Consider the following 19,077-nt stretch of genomic DNA (forward strand, 5'->3'; position numbering starts at 1 on the left):
GTTTTATTCTCCTGACTGGTGCGCCGACGGCGCGATGCTGGCGATCCGGATACTGCCGGTTTCGCCCCATATTTTTGATACGCGGAAATCCCACACGCTGCTGTCATCGGCAAACAAGGCATCCATCAGCGCTTTCATCAGGTTGTCCACGTCCGGTTTTTGCTGATGCGGCTGACCAATACTGGCGCTGCGCTTTTTCTTGCTCCAGCTGGCTGGCATTGGCAGCACGAAAGTAACGTGGCAGCCGCTGACCGGCAGCTGCAGGCGCTTTAATCGCACCTCGTCGCAGTAAGCGCGGTACCGGAGAACCACCGGGCGTTTAGCCCAACGGTCTCTCTGCGTCATGCGGGGTTTCGGCAACGGACAGATGTCATAGACCTGCATCAGAACTCCCTCTGTCGCTGTCCGGCTGAAGCCTTCTCGGTGCAGATGCGCCGCGCCTCATCCTGGTTGGTGTCGTGGAAATGGCCGTTGCGGAACTCTTGGTACACGGTCCCCAGCTCGCCGAAACGGTTCTTCGTTACGATGATTTCGGCGAAGCGCGCCGCCAGGCTGTTCTCGTTGTAGACGGCATCGCGGTACAGCATGATGATGCTGTCTGCATCCTGCTCAATGCTGCCGCCGTCGCGCAGATCCGCATTTACCGGACGTTTGTTCGGGCGCTTCTCAACGTCACGTGACAGCTGGCTGAGCGACAGAACCGGCGTTTTCAGTTCCTTAGCCATGTTCTTCAGGCCACCGGAGATAACTGCGATCGCCAGGTCGTTACGTTCTGCTCGAGGCTTTTTAATCAGGCCCAGATAATCGACAAGGATCAGCGACAGGCCGGGGAACTTGCGCTTGTGGCGTTCTGCGATAGAGCGGATCTGCTCAATGGTCAGGTTTGCCGCATCGACGAGCCAGACATCAAGGCCTGTCAGACGCTGAATCCCCATCGAAACCCGACCCCAATCCTCGTCGTGCATACGGGACGGCTTGCGCAGGCTGGATACCGGCATGTTCGACGCGCCGGCGATCTGACGCTCAATCACCTGCTGGTTGCTCATTTCCATGGTGAAAATCAGCACACCGCGGCGAACCTTGTGATCCCCCATTACACGCTCACTCGAGGCAACTCCCTCGGCCACTTTCAGCGCGAACTCGGTTTTCCCCATTCCCGGTCGAGCAGCCACAACAACGAAATCTTCATCGTTCATGCCGCCAGTAATTTCGTCCAGTTCGTAGATCCCGGTCTTCAGCGTGTCCGACTCCTCTCCATTGGTTACCCGCCGCTCCAGCACATCAACGTAAGCACCCATCAGCTCATCGATGTGAACCGGCACGACCTCATCGTCAGGCCGGCCAATGGTGAGCACCTGGCTGGTGAATGCACGGATATTTTCCAGTGCCTGATCGTGGTTGTTCGCCAGGGTTATGCTGTCGTAATTGGCCTCCATCAGCGCGACAAAACTGCGGATCATAAATTTCTCACCAAGGCTTTTGGCATAGCCTTTGAGGTTTGCCGAACTTGGCACGACTTTCGCCGTTTCCATCACGTCGGCGAATACGCCGGGACCGTCACCCATTGCATCCGCAACCAGCAGCGCGTCGATCATCTTGCGCTGAATGGCCTGGCGCTTAATTTCTCCGTATAGCTTGAAGTAAAACGGATTGGTGAACGCTGCAGGGTCCAGTGTGTTCAGCACATCGCTGGCGTCAGGTGTCAGACCGGCATTCAGCAGTGCGCCGATAACGCTGGCTTCGAGATACAGCTCGCTCATAGCGCACGCTCCCGCACTTTGCGAAGCGTATCGGGCTTCATCAGGAAATCGAAGTTGGCACGCCAGCCAGACGGATTCTCGCCGAAGTAATGCGGCCTGGCTTCAGTCACAAACGCCTTGAAATAAGCCCGAACCGCATCGATATTTTTGTGGGTCATGTGAGTGATCAGGTCACGGATCGCTTTCTCACGGTCATCGTCCAGCTCAGCCAGAGGCAGACGGTCACCGGCAATCTCGTTGTAAGCCTCAACTACAGCTGCGCAGTCAATCTCAACGTAGCTGGAAGCCCAGGCAGCAGCGTCAGCAAGGTAACCGTCGAAACGGTTCACCCGGCAGATGTTCGTCGGCTTAGCAACCGTGCCATTGCGGCGTTTCCAGGTCAGCACCACCCAGCGCACCACCAGCTGCAGGTCGTCCACGGTGTAGGCGGTACGGGCTGAACGTGGCGTAAGCAGAACAGCAAAGACTTCTGCAGAGCGGCAGGTGGTTCCTGTGAGCCTGTTGTAATACTCCAGGACCTGTTTTGCCTGTGAGATTACCTCCTCCGAAAATTCCCCCTTGGGGGCTTTAGGGGGATCTGTTTTTATTGTCTTTGGAATAATGTCTTTGGTGTCCCCCTGTTTTGAGGGATGGTCATCCCCTAATTTGAGGGATAATTTCTCCCCTGATTTGAGGGATAATCCCTCGTTTTGAGGGGTACGCCATTCTGAGACATTTTTATTGGGACCAAACTGACGTCCCTGCTGGATAAGAATATTCATTTCAACCAGTTGCAACTTCGCCTCATTGCAGCGCTTCACCGGCAGTCGAGCGATCTCCGAAATCTGTGAATCACTGATTCGGTCCATAGTTTTGTTCCAGCCGTAAGTGAGCCGCAACACGGCAAGCAGCACCTTGAATTGGCGCTTCGTCAGATCCGCGCCTGCATATTCCTCCAGCAGCATGTTAGCCAGCCGGGTATACCCATCATCGGTATCGGCCACGCGCTGCTCCTCACGCTCTGTACGAGCGCGGAAATTGATGATCTCGGCGGTGTTACTCATCCCCTTCCCTCGCACGCTTATTCTGCTCGAGTAGCTGGCGCAACTTGTGCGCCGCGTCAGGGGTAAACTCCCGGGCTAACTGCTCCCAGGACATGTCTTTATGTACAGTGTTTTTTGGTTGCATCTTCCGGCGTTTCTGTCGCATAATTGACCTCGCTTGACCAAAGCAATGCAGTACCCGGCTGTTCAGGTGCAACTGTTCAGCCTTCGCTTTACCCTTCAAACTTCCTGAAATACTTCTCGAAATACCATTTCGGCACGCAGCATGGATGCGGGTAATCTGGCCGCATAAAAATGATTCTTCGCTCCTGCCGGTCATACCGGGTAACCCGCACGACAACGCCGCGTCGATCGTGGTATTGCTGATCGGTATCAACGAAACGCTCGTCATCCACCAGTTCCCCCTGCCGGTTGCCGTATGTGCTCCAGCAGCGAAAGCAACTTCCGCGCCTCTTCACCGGTCAGCACCACGTTCTGCTCACACCCTGGCGCCGCGATGCAGCCAGCAGGCAGTCCCAGCTGCAAAATCAGCTTGCAGGCCAGGCCAACCAGCCCGACCTTTTTGCGGCTTAGTCCCGAAGGATGAATACCCATATCCAGCGCCAGAGGTTTGTTACCGCGAGCGATAGCTTCCCTGTGAAAATAACTCTCCAGCGCTTCTGCTTTGCAGGTGATATTTACTGAATTGCTGGTTGTTGCTACTGATTCCATTGATAATTTCCGTTTTCAAAATAGTGTTTAGGCAGCATTACCTTGCTTGACTCCATGTTGGAGCCAGGCTGGGTCACACTGCAGTGCATGGGCAATCTCAATCAAAAACCGCGGGCGCTTCGTCAAACCAGCTTCGATCTGTTGGATGGACTGCTGTTTAACTCCAGCCTTACTGGCTAATTCAGCCTGCGTCAGGTTGAGCTCCGCCCGTTTTTGTTTGAGGCGGTCCGAGATAGTTTGCATAAAGCCTCCTTTGACAAACTTTCTTGTATATTAATTACAATATAGTTTGTTTGTCAATTACAGCTTTTCTTGTAAATATCTCTTGATTGGATTGAGAGGTGACTTAATGACGATCGCGGCGCGTGTCCTTGCGAAAAGAAATGAGCTTGGATTAACGCAAACAGAACTGGCAGAAAGAGCCGGCACAACTCAACAAGCGATTGTTCAGTTGGAGAGTGGTAAAACTAAACGTCCCCGCTACCTCCCTGAGCTGGCGAAAGCTCTCGGCTGCGAGATCGAATGGCTCCTTGATGGTAAAGACGTTGTGACGGGCGATAATTTTTCTGGTTTTCGCCCATACTCTCCTGGCCGAAAATATCCTGTCCTGAGCAAGGTCCAGGCAGGTGCCTGGGGAGAGGCCATTGAGGCCTATACGGTAAAGGATATCGATCTCTGGTTAGAGTCAGACGCACATGTACAGGGTGAGTCATTTTGGTTGGAAGTTGACGGCGATTCGATGACCGCACCGATGGGCTTGAGTATCCCGGAAGGTACGTTCGTGCTTTTCGATACTGGGCGTGAGGCGGTGAATGGCAGCCTGGTAGTTGCAAAGCTGATCGACGATAACGAAGCCACGTTCAAAAAGCTGGTGATCGACGGTAGCCAAAAGTACCTGAAAGGGCTTAACCCTCAGTGGCCAATGGTGCCGATCAACGGTAACTGCCGGATTATCGGTGTGGCGATTGAAACTAAGCTTCGGCTGGTATAATCCCCCTGCATACGGAAGAAACGTTTAGTTAAGGAAGTGCATGTCAGTTTACACAAAGATAGCAGTACCTATGTTTTGCGTAGCGTTCGCCATGTTCTACCTGGCTCGCAAGAAGCGCGACAAAAACTTCCTGATACCGGGACTGGCATTGCTTTTGGCTGGCTTCGTTAACTTATTGCTAGGTCTGACTCTGGGTTAGTGGTCGGAAGAGGCCTTCAGTTAAAAGGGATAACAATGAAAAAAATACTGATTACAGCACTACCAGTGCTTATCGCCTCGTGTGCAGCGCACAACGAGCAGCCGAAGATGATTGGCATGGCTAACCCGGCCTCGGTGTACTGCAAGAAAATCGGCGGCAAGCTGGAGATCGTTAAGGAACCCGCTGGAGAGGTAGGCTACTGCACCCTCCCAGGCGGCGAACGGATTGAAGAGTGGACTCTTTACAGGCGCGATAACAAATAAAACGGCGCTGTTACGTATTGCAATTTTTAAACACAGATCAGCATCAGGGCTGGTTAGGGCTGGAGAAGACAGGCAGGGATGCCCTCATAATAAAAACTCAGGCGGTAAAAATGAAGATCGGCTATCTGTTCCCAGCTGCCTGCGGCATAGCAGGCGTAGTGCTTCTGGTTTGGTTTATCGCGAGTGGTGCTTGGATGCCTGGCGGTTAATGCGCGGTTAGAGGTCAAAGAAATCTACCTCTTGCTCTTCACCCTTTTTTTTGAAAAAACAACAAGAGCCCGCTTAACGCGGGCTTTTTGTGGACAGTCAATCCCTCTTATCTAATCAGAATTGCCTCCCTTAAAGTGCCCTTCCCGTTCACAACTAATTTGATAAACCTTCAACCAAGATACTTTTGACTCTCGTCGTTTAATTTATGTTCGAAAACCATGTTGCCAATCACTTCAGCCATGATTGCTGTTCACTATCCACACCTCGATTCCGGCAAAACTCAAACTTCGCTCAAAAGGCCTGAGCGCTTTGTTTAAACGATCAATTCAAGAAAATAAATCACTTTAAAAAACAAATAAATGAGTAAAAAACCAATGAAATTACAATATTTATTGTTTACCTATTACAAACTTTATTGTAATTTTCTCTCATCAGCACAACGCAGCCCACCGCCAAGCGCTGACCCGCTCTTTAACAATCTGGCAGTCGCGCACCGGGTACTCAATCGCATCCCTGGCAAACTGAAATAGCGGCCACCCCTAACTGACCTGGGCTGAGCCAAAGAGGTGCAATGCGAGCGACGGATCGGTGCATGGGCCAGCGACATATGTCGGCCCCATTAACAACAGGAGATAAGCCAATGAAGCATTAAAGGCATCGCGAAGACGGCGTGTACGGTCTGGCTCCCACGGCGACGTAGTGAGGGAGAGGAGGCGAAAGCGTCACTGAGTTTACGGTTGGCGCCCGGTTTAACGCACTAAGCAGCCTCAAATGATGACCGGGAAACCGGCGCTGGCCACTGCGAGAGTGTGGCGAAGTTTTCTTCGAGCTGCGCCAGCTCCAGCGAGGCAGTCATAGCCGGTCCGGTTGACCGGGACTTAGGCTGATATCGTAGCTTGCGCAGCATCAAAGAAAATCAGGGGCAACGAAGTAAGGAGTGAGCGTGGATTTGGCCATTTATGCAGTTAAGTCTGCTTTTCTAATTTTCGTGACGATGCTTGCGGTAGCAGCAGGCATCAATTTATTTGATAAGCATCGTCTGCCATGGTCACAAATCATGGGGATCGTTGTGCGTGTCTTTGCTGCCATCATGTTGGCGTCAGTAATTGCCGTCGCAGTTTATTACCTACTTTTTGTTGTTTTTTAGCCCTTACGCCAGTTACAGCGAGAACGGTAGCCAAACCAGCGCATGTGAACTGCGAGGAGCACCGGCCGCCACAACCCCATCATCGCTGTGTGTAGTCGTTTGCCCCCTTCTCCGGGGGCTTTTTTTCGCCCTCAAAACGGAGGTAAGCATGCACCCAATCCCCAAATTAACCGCCCAGCGCCTGGCCGAGTTGCCGCCGGGAACGCCGATCCGCATCGGCGCTCAGCTGGTCACATTCAACGGCTGCAGCATACGCCCGAACTTTAAGGGCGAAGAGCAAACGTTCGTTGATTACACGCTGCCAGACGGCACTCCCGGTTCGCATTTCGAGTACACGGTGCTGGATGCCGGTACAGAGCACCTGGAATCAGTGCGATGCCGCTACTGCGGCCGGTTCCGCCATCCTGAAGATGTGGTGAAGAGCACCGTTAAACACTGGGATCGTAGCGAGCGGGATGACTTCTGCGCTGACAGGGAGTGCGCCCTGCGTTACCAGCAAAGCATCCGGGTGCCGTCACATAAACGCGCTGCAGGATTGCGCATTCGAGGTAATCGCTAATGAGCCAGCTCTACAAATCTCAGTTCCTGCACCGCCTGACCGGTGCCGACTTCCACCCGCGGCGCCGCAGCTGGTTATTGCCGGTTATCGGCGCTGCGCTGATTGCTGCGGGGATGTTTATCGGATGGATGTAACACTGATCCCCACGCCGCTGGCAATAAACGAATGGATGCGTGAGGCCACTGTCGACGCAATCCTTCAGATCTGCCAACAGAATCAGTTCGGCCCGGCTGACCTGATTCAAATCGCCCACCAGCTGGCGCAGCGAGAAGCCGCTGCCGATGCCCTTACGGAACAACCTGATGACCATTTTGCGTGTAATTGATACGGAGACCACCAGCCTCGAAGGTGGTGTGTGTGAAATCGCGAGTGTCGATATTGTCGATGGCGTTATCTGCAACCCGATGAGCGACTACGTGAAGCCGCCGGAGCCAATCAGCATCGGATCAATGGCGCTTCACCACATCACTAACGAGGATGTGGCGGATTCGCCGCCCATCGAGGCAGTGATTGGCCGTTACCTAGGTGCTGATGTGTATGTGGCGCACAACGCTAAATTCGACCGCAGCAAACTGCCGCAGATCGCCGCGCCGTGGATCTGCACAATGAAGCTGTCCCGCAAGCTCTGGCCGGAGCTGGAGAGCCACGGCAACCAGTTCATGCGCTATCACCTCGGCGTCAATGCCAACGTGCCGGAGGGCCTGCACGCTCACCGCGCGCTTTACGACTGCTATGTGACGGCGGCGGTGCTGATCGAAATTAACCGTCACGCCCGCTTCACCATCGCGCAGATGCGCGAAATAACCTCACTGCCTTCCCTGCTTCACACCATGCGTTTCGGTAAGCACAAGGGCACGACGTTCGAGAAAATTGGCGCGACTGACCGCGGCTATCTGAAATGGTGCCTGGCAAATATGGACCTCGACGAGGACCAGAAATTCACGATGCAGCATTACCTGCAGGGAGATTGATATGGGTATCCCGGTGCTTATCCTGGGGGATTCAGGCTCCGGAAAATCGGCCAGCATGATGAACCTTAACCCCGAAAATGGGTTTCTCATTAACCCGGAAAATAAGCGACTGCCGTTTAAGTCGAAGGGCTGGAAGGCGCGCGACTTTGCAGCGAAAACAGGCAACGTTTTCCACACCGACCTCGCTGCGGATCTCGTTATGGTTATCAACTTTGCCCGCCGCGCGGGTAAGAAGTACGTGGTTATCGACGATTTTCAGTACGTTATGGGCAATTCGTTCATGCGGCGTCGCAGTGAGAAATCGTTCGAGAAATTCACGGAGATCGGTGGCGGTGCGTGGGATGTGGTTAAGGCCGCCCAGCAGGCAGAAGACGACCTGATCGTTTACTTCCTGGCTCACACGGAAGAAACCGCCGCCGGCCGCATCAAGATGAAAACCATCGGCAAGATGCTGGACGAGAAAATCACCGTTGAGGGCATGTTCACCATCGCCCTGCGCACTCAGGTCACTGATGGGCGCTACCAGTTTACCACGCAGTCAGACGGCACCGACCCGGTTAAATCGCCGATCGGGCTGTTTGAAAGCTTCCAGATAGACAACGACCTGAACGCCGTCGACACGGCGATCCGGGACTACTACGAATTGAATTAAGGAGTTAAACCATTATGCAGCCAATTTTCACCTTCAATCAGGAAGACGCTAAAAAGGCCGGACCGTCCGGCGCGTCAGAGTCCGGGGCGTATGCCGGAATAATCCGTACCGCACTGTTCAGCACTTCACGCGATCCCGACTCCAAATCTGAGTCCATGGAGTTCTCAATGGATGCTGACGTTGGTGCGATTAATTTCCTTCGTGTGTCCTATGTCGGTCGTGATGGCAATCCATTGCAGGGCGGCAATGCCATGATTCAGGCGATTATGGGCCTGACTGGCGTCAAGGCTCTCCATGCTACCGAAGTGGTAAACGCTCAGGGTGAAATTGAGTATCACTCCAAGGAACTGGAAGGCAAGCCGATCGGATTTGTGCTTCAGAAAGTGCTCTACACGAAGAACTCCGGCGGTGATGGCTACCGCTTCGAGATCCGCCAGGCGTACAGTGCCAAATCCCGCAAAACGTACAAAGAAGGCATTGAAGGGTTACCTGCTGAGACGGTCGATAAACTGGTGGCCTCGCTCAGCGACAAAGACGAGCGCCAACCAGCTGGAACTGGCCCTGCAGGCGGTCCGGCATCCAATCAGCAGCGCTCGATGCTGGGTGGGCAGCAGAATAACCAGACGCAATCACGCCTGCAGCAGAACGCTGGCTCCCGAAATGTTGGGCAGAATCAGCCGCCGGCGCAGGACTTCGACGACGACATTCCCTTTTGACGCCACCCAATCAGCCCCGCCCGGGGCTTTCTGGAGTATCTATGCCACTGCCAAATAGCTCAGCACAATCAGCAGCGCAGAAAGAGCGCGACGGCCTTTTCGCTGATGCCGCTCATCACTGGTTGCAAGCCTCACGCCATGCAACTGGCAACAATATCACCTGGTACCAGCTGCGCGCAGAGTTCTGCGCTGGCATGGCCCGCCGCGCAGCAATTAAGGATCAGCAGCAATGACCTGGATTAACACACTTTCCGGCAAGCACTTCAGTTTTTCCGAAACCGACCCGGCAACGATTAGCATCGAGGATATTGCCGGGGCGCTGTCGAATCTTTGCCGCTTTACCGGCCACGTGCAGGACTTCTACAGCGTGGCGCAGCATTCGGTGTACGTCAGTCGCCTTGTGCCGCCAGAAATGGCATTAGAGGCGCTGCTGCACGACGCAGCAGAGGCTTACTGCGGTGATGTAAGTTCACCACTGAAAGCGTTTCTACCTGACTATCAGGTGATTGAGCACCGTGTCGATCAGTTCATCCGGGACAAGTTCAATCTGCCAGCTGCAATGTCTGCGCAGGTTAAGCGTGCGGACCTGATTATGCTGGCCACCGAGCGCCGCGATTTCGATATGGACGACGGCACGCCGTGGCTGCTGCTTGAGGGCATCGAGTGCGCCGATTTCATGATCTATCCGCTGACGCCACGACAGGCGCGTGTCCAGTTTCTTCAGCGTTACAACGAGCTGAAACACACCATTTAACCACCCTTTCCGCCTCCTGACCGCCAGCCAACGTCGCCGTATTCGGTGCGGTGCGCCTGCGTGCGGCCACCAGTTGCGGATCTAAGGCCACAACAATGATGAATTCACTGGGAATTTACCTTTTTGGCATGCTTATCGGCTGCGCAATGACGCTGCTGGCTATGGCAATTTTGGGCTGACTGCGGTCGGCGGGAGAGAGATATGGGAAGAGTATTTATTACAGAAGGTGTTCGCACTGGTCCAGACGGAAGCGGCTATTCATGCGAAGACGATGATGAAAGAGCTGATTCGTGGGATGTCGTCGATTCGGATAGTGGTGCCAAATATTTTGGCTCTGAAGACTACAGCACGGCTACCAGGGTGAGTGGTGTGCTGAATGCGATCTGTCGTGAACACGCCGCAGAGGTTGCGCGGTTGAATGAGCAAATGCGGGCGCTGGCGGCAGAGGGGAAAACCTATCAGGGAGTTGTTTTTCGGCTGATCAGCATACTGAGCCTTTCTGGTTATACGGCGGCGCAGGACTCGTTGAATCCCGCCGAGGCGCTACTCTTTGATGCGGAAAAATCTTTGGACTCGCCAGTCACCGATGCCATCCTGCGCGATTTTGCCATTGAAGAACTTCGCCATAAAGCTGCCATTAGACGCGCCGGGGGGATGCCAGATGCGTGAACGCGGAATTATCTTCAACGCAGAAATGGTACGCGCCATTTTATCCGGGCGTAAGACTCAGACTCGTCGGATTATGAAAGCTAATTGCATGGATGTGGCCGAAATGGATGACGGCTCGCTATGGCCTTGGCGGGAGAATGGCGAGACTGGTGAGGACTACTGGTATCCGTGCCCGTTCGGGGTGGTTGGTGATCGCCTGTGGGTGCGTGAGACGTGGCAGGCTATTCATGACTATTGCGATGAAAACGGCAACGTCGACGAACGCCGATACCCGCGAAGCATTCCGAAGCAGCGCGGTAACTACTGGCATCCAGTCTACGCAGAATCTTGGGGCAATGAATGCCGCGAGGACCGCCAATTTCCATGGCGACCAGCAATCCACATGCCGCGCTGGGCCAGCTGTATAACGCTGGAGATTACCGGCGTTCGGGTGGAACGGTTGAATAGTGTTAGCGAAGAGGATGCCCAGCGTGAAGGCGTTCAGCCATTACAAGGAGGCTACTGGAAGCACTACCAGCCGAATGAGTGGACTCAATTTCAATTGAGCGCGAGAGGCTCATTGGCAACTCTCTGGAATTCGATTTATGGCGATGACAGTTGGTGGGCTAACCCGTGGGTGTGGGTCGTTGAGTTTAAGCGCGTGGAGCATCAGCCATGACAAAAAGCATCCTCGATATGTGTTGCGGCAGCCGCATGTTCTGGTTCGACCGCGCAGATCCGCGCGTAATGTTCTGTGATATCCGTCGGGAACAGCACACCCTGTGCGACGGTCGCGGGCTGGACATCAATCCGGATATGATCGCCGACTTCCGCGCTCTGCCGTTCGAACATGAGTCCTTCAACCTGGTGGTTTTCGATCCTCCGCACCTGGAGTATGCCGGGGAAACCAGCTGGCTACGCGCAAAATACGGCGTGCTGAACAAAGCAACTTGGCGAGATGACCTCGCGGCTGGCTTCCGTGAGGCATTCCGCGTACTGCGCCCGGGTGGCACGCTCATCTTCAAGTGGAACGAAACGCAGATCGCTACGCGGGAAATACTGGCGCTGACGCCGGAGAAGCCCGCATTCGGTCATCCGTCCGGCAAGCGAGCCAATACCCACTGGATTGCTTTCATGAAGGAGCTGGCCGCATGAGCACTATCACCTTCGTATTCCTGATCCTCGAATCCCCGGTACGCGACGGCAGCGCATGGAGCATCACCCCGATGCCATCCCTGGAGGTATGCGAGCAGGTGCTGGCTGATGTTCGTTCCCATGGTGGCTGGGGCGACGATTTCCCCGCCGTGCCAGACGGCGCTCACTGTAAAGAGGTCAAACAGTGAAGAAACTAATTGAGATGTTCACTCGCGAGAGACTAATGCAAATGGCCGACGAAAATACTATTTGCAAATTATCTCTGGAGGAAAGAGTAGCATTAGCTAGGTTAGCTCTCATGGTTAATGAACCATCAGGGGTGATTTACCAAATCCGACAAAACAACGGGAGCCCTGAGTGGGAACAATGGTCGGAGGTCAGCGCTGAAGAATTTTATGCCGACGTCGAAAGTAAAGGCTGGGAATTTCGAACATTGTATGTTCTTAGTTGAACTTTCGTGACTCAACTGCAGGGTTTCGCAAAAAAACATCATAATCCTTTAACTTCATGAGTTTTTATGAAATTTTTTCGGACTAATTATCAACCACATTAAAACCCTTCAAAGAGCAATAATTGCACAGCAAAAGTTTATCTTTCTGACATCTGGTTACTACCAGACCAGATTCAAAAACTACCGACCTAAAAACTTTAAGCTTTTTCCTAATTTTTCTTTTCGCTATTGCACCAAAATTCACTTTGAGGTTTTGATAATACTAAGCTTTAAATCTTTTATTGAGAAAGCAATGAATGTACAGTTTTTTTTATGAATTGATGGCTAGGAGGTGATCGTGAAAGTCGATTACATCAATGATAAGAAAAAATTCACATATAGGACAATGGGCTACTGGGTTTTAATTCTAAAAGTTAATGAGTATATTATTTTTGAAAAAGCCTTGCTTGGTATACCTTTAAAAAAAGCGCAGGCGTATATTCATAATTTCACGTATCTAGGAGAGCACAGATACAGGTCTCGGATCATTGATGGCAATAAGTTGCTGGTTCGCAGAATCCCGGACAACGATGCCACCATATGAATACCATGTTAATTAAATTGTTTAATAGACACCGATTAACCAATATATTCTCCCACTCTCTGTCTTAAATAGTTTATAGCCACTCCCTTTAAGATATCGAGACAATAACCGCCAATCGGCGGTTTTTTTACGCCCTCTCCCCATGAAAAACACAATCCGGCGCCACCTCGCGCGCCACCATATTTTCTATGCCAGCATCCGCCCGGCGGCTGTGCTGATCCTGCTGCTTATCGCGGCGTTAACTGCGGAGCTATTTCTAAAGTGAACTCCTATCAATTACATGTTGGTCGTTGCGAAGCCGTTCTGAAGACGATGCCGGATAACTCAGTGGATGCGATTGTCACCGATCCACCCTACGGCCTGAGCTTTATGGGGCACAAATGGGATTATCAGGTACCGACGGTTGAGCAATGGGCAGAATGTCTACGCGTGCTTAAGCCAGGCGGGCATCTGTTGGCGTCTGGTGGTTCCCGAACCTATCACCGCTTGGTCGTAAAAGTCGAAGACGCAGGCTTTGAAATCCGTGACATGATCGAGTGGTTATACGGCACCGGCTTCCCGAAATCTCACAATCTCGATGGAGAGTTTGACGGCTGGGGAACGGGCCTTAAGCCCGCCCATGAGCCAATCGTTATGGCCCGTAAGCCGTTCAAGACGACGGTGGCTAATAACATGGAGCAGTATCATACCGGAGCGCTGAACATCACCGCCTGCCGTATTTTCACCGATGACGAGCTGACTGGCGGTAAAGGCGCACTACTATCGCATCAGCGGGACAGCACTGAACCCGCCAGCAACTACCAGCAGACACCTGAGGGGCGCTGGCCAGCAAACCTGATCCACGACGGCAGCGATGAAGCAATCGCCATATTCCCGGCAAACGCTGGCGCAGCATCACCGGTAAGAGGTACTGAGCCATCAGCCGCCGGGACAGGAAACATTCTCGGTATGAGAAAGCGTGTCGCGACACATCATCATGGTGACAGCGGTAGCGCCGCGCGCTTCTTCTACTGCGCGAAGGTGACGCCAGCAGAGCGCGACGAAGGCATGGAACGCTTTATCGCTTTCTCCGCATCGGAAATGACTGGTGGCCGCAAAGAGGGTAGCGCGGGCCTTAACGATCCTCGCGCCGGTGCCGGACGCAACAACGGTGCGAAGAACCCGCACCCGACCGTGAAGCCGATTGCGCTGATGAAATACCTCTGCCGCCTTATCACTCCACCAGGCGGAATTGTTCTCGACCCATTTACAGGCAGCGGCAGTACCGGCCGCGCGGCGATTGAAGAGGGATTTTCTTTCATCGGCATCGAGTTAGATCCGGACAACATCGTAACCGCCAGCGCCCGCATCGGTTATTCCTACAAGCAAATGTCTGCGCCAGCAGCGCCAGCAGCGCCAGCAGCGCCAGCAGCGCCAGCAGCGCCAGCAGCGGAGAATGACGTGTGGCCGGTCGAAGTCAACCGCCTGGCAGACCAAATCGAGCATCTTGCCGATCTGGAGTCGGAGCACCAGCGCAAGGTGAAACACCACATCAACACCCTGCTGCTTGAGCGCGAGCCAGCAGGCGTAATCATCGCAACGGCACAAGCCCTCACCAAAACATTCGGGAACATTCCAGCATGAGAGAAATCATAGTCGACAACTTTGCCGGCGGCGGCGGAGCCAGCACCGGTATTGAAATGGCCACCGGCCGCAGCGTGGACATCGCCATCAACCACGACCCGAATGCGATCGCTATGCACACGACAAACCACCCGGACACGCTGCATTATTGCGAATCGGTATTCGATATCGACCCGGTGGTGGCGACCGCCGGCGCACCGGTTGGCCTGGCGTGGTTTAGCCCGGACTGCCGCCACTTCAGCAAAGCCAAAGGCAGCACGCCGGTTAAAAAAGAGATTCGTGGACTGGCGTGGATCGTACTGCGCTGGGCGCTGGCCACCCGCCCCAGAGTCATGATGCTGGAAAACGTGGAGGAATTTAAAACATGGGGGCCGCTGCTTATTGGTGAGGAACGTCCAGACCCGGCACGAACCGGCGAAACCTTCGCGGCGTTCGTTGGCATGCTCAGCACTGGCGTGGCAGCCGACCACCCGGCGCTGGATGAGGTCTGCGAATCGCTGCAGATTGACCGGCACGGACCGGAAGCGCTACGGCTGACCGCCGGACTCGGCTACATCGTCGAACACCGCGAACTTAGGGCCTGTGATTACGGCGCGCCGACGATCCGCAAGCGTTTCTTCATGGTGATGCGCTGCGACGGGCAGCCTGTAGCATGGCCGGAAGCCACCCACGGCGATCCGAAGTCTGTCGCCGTGCTGGCGGGCAAACTGGCACCCTGGCGCACCGCGGCGGAGTGTATCGACTGGAGCATTCCCTGCCCGTCGATTTTCGGTCGCAAGAAGTCGCTGGCGGAAAACACACTGCGTCGCATCGCCCGCGGCATTCAGCGGTTCGTGATCGACAACCCGACGCCGTTCATCGTGAAGTGCAACCACACTAGCACCCGTACAAAATACGACTGTTTCCGGGGACAGGAGCTGGAGTCGCCTCTGCACACGATAACCAAGACACATGGTTTTGCGGTCGTTACGCCTCACATCACTAAATTCCGCACCGGGGCCACCGGGCAGGAAGTTACTGAGCCACTGCCGACGGTCACCGCCGGTACTTCAGCGCGCCCCGGCGGCAACGGCCACGCGTTGGGAATGGTGGAGGCTCAACTTTCGCCGTTCCTGGCAGGTGCAGGCGGATCAGAATACCAGGGCAAACCGCGTTCCTGCGAGAAGCCCATACACACCATTCTGAAGGAGTCGCGCAGCTGCGTTATCGCACCAGTGATCGCCCGACAGTTCGGCAGCAGCATCGGTCACCCTGTTGATCAACCGAGCGGAACGGTTACGGCCGGTGGCGGCGGAAAAAGCCAACTGGTGTGCCCGACGATGATCCAGATGGGCTAAGGCGAACGACCGGGGCAGGCACCACGTGTCCTCGATATGCAGAAGCCTGTCGGCACGGTCACCGCCGGCGGCAATACGTTTGCTATCGCCAGCGCGTTTCTGGCCAAACATTTCGGCGGCAACTATACCGGACCCGGCGCACCGGTGGACGGTCCGACCCACACAGTCACCACTACAGATCACCACGCGCTGGTAACGGCGCAGCTGCTGGTGAATAACACTGGCCACCCGGGCGGCGCTGCTGACCAGCCAGTGCATACGGTTACTACCGGAAATCACCACGCGCTGGTTACGTCCAACCTGGTGAAGCTGCGCGGCACCTGCAAAGACGGACAGCTAATTAACCGGCCGATGCCAACCATCACGGCAGGCGGCCAGCACGTTGGTGAAGTGCGCACCAGCCTGGCGGTCGAGCATTACAACGAAGCGCGCGCGGCAGTGACGGCCGAGTTTCTGCATCAGCACGGCCTGAGCGAGTTTGTTCGGGTAGAGGGAGTTACTTACCGGATCGTCGATATCGGCATGCGAATGCTGCAGCCGCGGGAACTGTATAACGCCCAGGGCTTCCCGGCGTGGTACGTCATCGACCGTGACTATCGTGGCAACAAGTACGCGAAAGACAAGCAGGTAGCACGCTGTGGCAACGCCGTGCCGCCGCCGTTCGCTGAAGCACTTGTACGCGCCAACCTGCCAGAACTCTGCACCACACGCGATCAGCAAGTGGCTTAAAAATTTACACGAGAGGTGAGTATGCCCACTGCGGAAATACTTATGACCGTAAAAGAACTGGCCGCTACTCTGCAGGTTTCGGCCACCACCATTTATCGCAATCCTCGCAAATATCACATGTTTCGCGTTGGTAATAACTGGCGCGCCAACTCCGAAAGTTTGAAAAAGTTTGCCGAAGCGCCTGGTACGGATAACAATGTTTTCCGGCTGGGTGTTGTGGGCGGTAAGGAGAGAAAAAAATGCCGATCTACAAAAGGGGTCACACGTACTGGATCGATATCTCAGCGCCAGATGGCACGCGAGTTAGACGCTCTGCTGGCACCGAGGAAAAAGCAAAAGCCCAACAGCTTCACGATAAGTTGAAACATGAATTATGGGCTGTTGCAAATCTTGATAAAAGACCTGAACGAAGTTTTGAAGAACTGATAGTTCTGGCATTACAGGATGCTGAAGGTCAGGCCTGTTTTAGTGACAAACAAACACAGGCACGCTATTGGTTGGGATGCTTTCAGGGTAGGTTAATATCATCGATTACCAGTGAAGACATTACTAACAACCTCCCAACTCATGGTTTGCTTTCCAGAAAACGGCTGGCGAATGCTACAAAAAACCGTTATCGGGCTCTGATAATGCGAGGATTCTCTCTAGCATATAGAAATGGCTGGATTGATAAAATTCCTTATTCTCGATCATTGCGTGAGCCCAAGGTCCGGGTAAGGTGGATATACAAAAACGAAGCCAGATCTCTTATCGATAATCTTGAACACGAATGGATGAAGCAACTGTGCTCTTTCGCTCTACTTACAGGTGCCAGATTAAGAGAAATGCTTTCGTTGACATGGAAGAATGTAGATCTGAGCAGGCGAGTAGCTGTTGTAACTGCAGATAGAGCTAAATCAGGAAGAGCGAGACCTCTCCCCCTCAATGATGAGGCTGTAGCATTGATCAGAAAGATATCTCGTAAAAAGGAATTCTTGTTTTCTTCGGATGGCACGATGCAAGGCGATTTCAACCGTACAGATTTTAAGAGATCCTTGTCATTAAGCGGTATCGTTGATTTTAGATTCCATGATCTGAGGCATACCTGGGCAAGTTGGCACGCCCAGAACGGTACCCCACTAATGGTGCTAAAAGAAATGGGTGGATGGGAGACTCTTGAGATGGTCAATAAGTACGCGCACCTGAGTGGCGAACATTTAAGCAAATACAGCAACACTGTCACATTTATGGCACAGGACGATATCTCACGAAGTTCTAATGAGGCAATGTCACTTGTAAGTTAATGAATTTAATGGACAAAAAACATTAACGCATTACGAAATAATTCCAGCTCATCAGATCTCTAGTCTGGCGTGAAGCATTACTGATTTATATTTTAACGGGAATCATTAGCATGGCATTCGATTTTGACCAACGGATAGACCGCCGTCACAGCGATAGTCTTAAATGGCGAAAATATGGTGATCGGGATATCCTTCCGCTGTGGGTGGCCGATACCGATTTTCGTTCGGCAGACTGCATTACGGCAGCACTTCAGCAGCGTGTTGCCCATGGCGTGTTCGGTTACGGTTTTCCGTCGGAAGCGCTGATCGAAGTCGTTGTTGAGCGTATGGCTCAACGCTATGGCTGGCAGATCCAGCCTGAATGGCTGGTATTTTTACCCGGCGTGGTTTGCGGCCTTAATCTGTGCGTGCGGGCCTTTACCTCACCGCAGGAAAGTACCCTCGCCCCGACGCCAATCTATCCCCCATTCCGCCAGGCGGCGAAACTCGCCGACCGCGCGCAGCTGAATGTTCCTCTGCGGTTGCAAGAACAGCGCTGGGTGCTGGATCTGGACGGACAGGAATCGCAGCTGGACGGCAGCGAAAAACTGCTGATGCTCTGCAACCCACAAAACCCCGGCGGCACGGTTTATCGCCGCGAAGAGCTGGAAGCCCAGTTGCGTTTCGCACAGCGCCACGATCTGATCGTTTGTTCAGATGAAATCCACTGCGATCTGCTGCTGGAACCCGGCGTGAAGCACATTCCCTTTGCCAGCCTGAGTGAAGATGCCGCACAGCGATCCATCACCCTCATGTCGCCGTCAAAAACATTTAATATCGCCGGGCTGGGCGCGTCGTTGGCGATCATTCCCAATCGCGAATTGCGCGAGCGTTTTTCCCGCGAGCGTAAAGGCATGGTGCCGGATGTTGACGTGCTGGCCTACGTCGCTGCTACCGCCGCCTGGCGCGACGGACAGCCGTGGCTTGACGAACTGCTGGCTTATCTGAAGCGTAACCGCGATACGCTGGTCAATCACATTAACACCCTGCCGTCGCTAAGTATGGTATCGCCGGAAGGTAGCTATCTCGGCTGGATCGATGCCGGAAGGCTGGGCGTCGCCAACCCGCAGCAGTTCTTTGAACGCCACGGGCTGGGATTCTCAGCCGGAAGTGATTTTGGTGACGATCGTTTTGTTCGCATCAATTTCGGCTGCCATCGACTGCTGCTTGACGAGGCACTGCGCCGCATCACGCTGGCGGTGTCTTCGCACAGCCAGGCGGACTGGTAAAACAGAGAGGCGGGCTGATGAACC

The 19,077-nt window shown here is 53.9% G+C and carries 27 protein-coding genes and 1 pseudogene; 22 read left to right on the plus strand and 6 right to left on the minus strand.

The genetic code is table 11. The features are described from left to right. Positions 1-3: 3 nt before the first annotated feature. The 6 genes from IBT46_RS03680 to IBT46_RS03705 all read right to left on the minus strand — a co-directional run bounded on the left by IBT46_RS03680 (position 4) and on the right by IBT46_RS03705 (position 3,757). On the minus strand, positions 4-384 hold the full coding sequence (locus IBT46_RS03680; RefSeq protein WP_105595040.1) for a RusA family crossover junction endodeoxyribonuclease: 381 nt from the start codon (positions 382-384) through the stop codon (positions 4-6). Beyond that, positions 384-1,760, minus strand: coding sequence for a replicative DNA helicase (locus IBT46_RS03685; RefSeq protein ID WP_200544108.1), 1,377 nt, complete (start codon positions 1,758-1,760; stop codon positions 384-386). The genes IBT46_RS03680 and IBT46_RS03685 overlap by 1 nt, the downstream gene beginning before the upstream one ends. Then, the gene (locus tag IBT46_RS27675) at positions 1,757-2,803 is read right to left on the minus strand and encodes a replication protein (RefSeq protein WP_200544110.1); all 1,047 of its coding nucleotides are present in this window, start codon (positions 2,801-2,803) and stop codon (positions 1,757-1,759) included. The genes IBT46_RS03685 and IBT46_RS27675 overlap by 4 nt, the downstream gene beginning before the upstream one ends. A gap of 212 nt (positions 2,804-3,015) precedes the next feature. Further along, entirely contained in the window at positions 3,016-3,261 is a 246-nt protein-coding gene (locus tag IBT46_RS03695; protein ID WP_370569381.1) for a DUF4222 domain-containing protein, read from the minus strand. Then, positions 3,191-3,514, minus strand: coding sequence for a hypothetical protein (locus IBT46_RS03700; RefSeq protein ID WP_105595045.1), 324 nt, complete (start codon positions 3,512-3,514; stop codon positions 3,191-3,193). The genes IBT46_RS03695 and IBT46_RS03700 overlap by 71 nt, the downstream gene beginning before the upstream one ends. A gap of 27 nt (positions 3,515-3,541) precedes the next feature. Further along, positions 3,542-3,757 carry a helix-turn-helix domain-containing protein gene (locus tag IBT46_RS03705; RefSeq protein ID WP_105595046.1) on the minus strand — a complete coding sequence of 72 codons (216 nt, stop codon included), beginning with the start codon at positions 3,755-3,757 and terminating at the stop codon, positions 3,542-3,544. A gap of 106 nt (positions 3,758-3,863) precedes the next feature. Here IBT46_RS03705 and IBT46_RS03710 point away from each other — a divergent pair, with 106 nt between their 5' ends. The 22 genes and pseudogenes from IBT46_RS03710 (at position 3,864) to IBT46_RS03805 (ending at position 19,053) form a co-directional block, all read left to right on the plus strand. After that, positions 3,864-4,505, plus strand: a complete 642-nt coding sequence (locus IBT46_RS03710; protein ID WP_200544114.1) for a LexA family transcriptional regulator — start codon at positions 3,864-3,866, stop codon at positions 4,503-4,505. Positions 4,506-4,739: 234 nt separating this feature from the next. Then, entirely contained in the window at positions 4,740-4,967 is a 228-nt protein-coding gene (locus IBT46_RS03715) for a DUF333 domain-containing protein (protein WP_200544116.1), read from the plus strand. A gap of 110 nt (positions 4,968-5,077) precedes the next feature. After that, positions 5,078-5,176, plus strand: coding sequence for a YoaK family small membrane protein (locus tag IBT46_RS03720; protein ID WP_146114196.1), 99 nt, complete (start codon positions 5,078-5,080; stop codon positions 5,174-5,176). A 944-nt stretch (positions 5,177-6,120) separates the two neighbouring features. Continuing rightward, positions 6,121-6,324 carry a hypothetical protein gene (locus tag IBT46_RS03725; RefSeq protein WP_200544118.1) on the plus strand — a complete coding sequence of 68 codons (204 nt, stop codon included), beginning with the start codon at positions 6,121-6,123 and terminating at the stop codon, positions 6,322-6,324. Between the two features lie 148 nt (positions 6,325-6,472). Next, complete coding sequence (locus IBT46_RS03730; protein WP_200544120.1) at positions 6,473-6,883, plus strand: hypothetical protein; 411 nt, start codon at positions 6,473-6,475, stop codon at positions 6,881-6,883. Continuing rightward, positions 6,883-7,017: a hypothetical protein gene (locus tag IBT46_RS27545; protein ID WP_255567164.1), complete on the plus strand. Its 135-nt coding sequence runs from the start codon at positions 6,883-6,885 to the stop codon at positions 7,015-7,017. Before IBT46_RS03730 ends, IBT46_RS27545 begins: the two co-directional genes overlap by 1 nt. Next, positions 7,008-7,208 carry a hypothetical protein gene (locus IBT46_RS03735; protein WP_200544123.1) on the plus strand — a complete coding sequence of 67 codons (201 nt, stop codon included), beginning with the start codon at positions 7,008-7,010 and terminating at the stop codon, positions 7,206-7,208. The genes IBT46_RS27545 and IBT46_RS03735 overlap by 10 nt, the downstream gene beginning before the upstream one ends. Further along, on the plus strand, positions 7,186-7,854 hold the full coding sequence (gene exoX, locus IBT46_RS03740) for an exodeoxyribonuclease X (protein WP_200544125.1): 669 nt from the start codon (positions 7,186-7,188) through the stop codon (positions 7,852-7,854). Before IBT46_RS03735 ends, exoX begins: the two co-directional genes overlap by 23 nt. Position 7,855: 1 nt before the next feature. After that, positions 7,856-8,506 (plus strand): ATP-binding protein, encoded by a 651-nt coding sequence (locus tag IBT46_RS03745; protein WP_200544127.1) that lies wholly within the window; start codon positions 7,856-7,858, stop codon positions 8,504-8,506. A 14-nt stretch (positions 8,507-8,520) separates the two neighbouring features. Next, positions 8,521-9,222, plus strand: a complete 702-nt coding sequence (locus IBT46_RS03750; RefSeq protein ID WP_200544128.1) for a hypothetical protein — start codon at positions 8,521-8,523, stop codon at positions 9,220-9,222. A 41-nt stretch (positions 9,223-9,263) separates the two neighbouring features. Further along, positions 9,264-9,455, plus strand: a complete 192-nt coding sequence (locus IBT46_RS03755) for an ANR family transcriptional regulator (RefSeq protein WP_200544130.1) — start codon at positions 9,264-9,266, stop codon at positions 9,453-9,455. Further along, positions 9,452-9,976 carry an HD family hydrolase gene (locus IBT46_RS03760; protein WP_200544133.1) on the plus strand — a complete coding sequence of 175 codons (525 nt, stop codon included), beginning with the start codon at positions 9,452-9,454 and terminating at the stop codon, positions 9,974-9,976. The genes IBT46_RS03755 and IBT46_RS03760 overlap by 4 nt, the downstream gene beginning before the upstream one ends. A 201-nt stretch (positions 9,977-10,177) precedes the next feature. Continuing rightward, positions 10,178-10,645 (plus strand): hypothetical protein, encoded by a 468-nt coding sequence (locus tag IBT46_RS03765; protein ID WP_200544135.1) that lies wholly within the window; start codon positions 10,178-10,180, stop codon positions 10,643-10,645. Next, positions 10,638-11,303, plus strand: coding sequence for a hypothetical protein (locus tag IBT46_RS03770; protein ID WP_200544136.1), 666 nt, complete (start codon positions 10,638-10,640; stop codon positions 11,301-11,303). The genes IBT46_RS03765 and IBT46_RS03770 overlap by 8 nt, the downstream gene beginning before the upstream one ends. Beyond that, complete coding sequence (locus IBT46_RS03775) at positions 11,300-11,779, plus strand: class I SAM-dependent methyltransferase (protein WP_200544138.1); 480 nt, start codon at positions 11,300-11,302, stop codon at positions 11,777-11,779. Before IBT46_RS03770 ends, IBT46_RS03775 begins: the two co-directional genes overlap by 4 nt. After that, the gene (locus IBT46_RS03780) at positions 11,776-11,967 is read left to right on the plus strand and encodes a hypothetical protein (RefSeq protein ID WP_200544140.1); all 192 of its coding nucleotides are present in this window, start codon (positions 11,776-11,778) and stop codon (positions 11,965-11,967) included. Before IBT46_RS03775 ends, IBT46_RS03780 begins: the two co-directional genes overlap by 4 nt. 600 nt (positions 11,968-12,567) lie before the next feature. Beyond that, positions 12,568-12,813, plus strand: coding sequence for a hypothetical protein (locus IBT46_RS03785; RefSeq protein WP_146114195.1), 246 nt, complete (start codon positions 12,568-12,570; stop codon positions 12,811-12,813). A gap of 261 nt (positions 12,814-13,074) precedes the next feature. Then, positions 13,075-14,436, plus strand: a complete 1,362-nt coding sequence (locus IBT46_RS03790) for a site-specific DNA-methyltransferase (RefSeq protein ID WP_370569382.1) — start codon at positions 13,075-13,077, stop codon at positions 14,434-14,436. Beyond that, positions 14,433-16,502: pseudogene (locus IBT46_RS03795) on the plus strand (DNA cytosine methyltransferase). Before IBT46_RS03790 ends, IBT46_RS03795 begins: the two are co-directional and overlap by 4 nt. Before the next feature lie 42 nt (positions 16,503-16,544). Further along, entirely contained in the window at positions 16,545-16,865 is a 321-nt protein-coding gene (locus IBT46_RS27200; protein WP_234479925.1) for a helix-turn-helix domain-containing protein, read from the plus strand. Next, entirely contained in the window at positions 16,862-17,785 is a 924-nt protein-coding gene (locus IBT46_RS03800) for a site-specific integrase (protein WP_234479926.1), read from the plus strand. Before IBT46_RS27200 ends, IBT46_RS03800 begins: the two co-directional genes overlap by 4 nt. A 110-nt stretch (positions 17,786-17,895) precedes the next feature. Then, complete coding sequence (locus IBT46_RS03805; protein ID WP_200544144.1) at positions 17,896-19,053, plus strand: MalY/PatB family protein; 1,158 nt, start codon at positions 17,896-17,898, stop codon at positions 19,051-19,053. Positions 19,054-19,077: the final 24 nt, after the last annotated feature.

The organism is Erwinia sp. S38 (genome assembly GCF_016624545.1).
GTDB lineage: Bacteria > Pseudomonadota > Gammaproteobacteria > Enterobacterales > Enterobacteriaceae > Erwinia > Erwinia coffeiphila.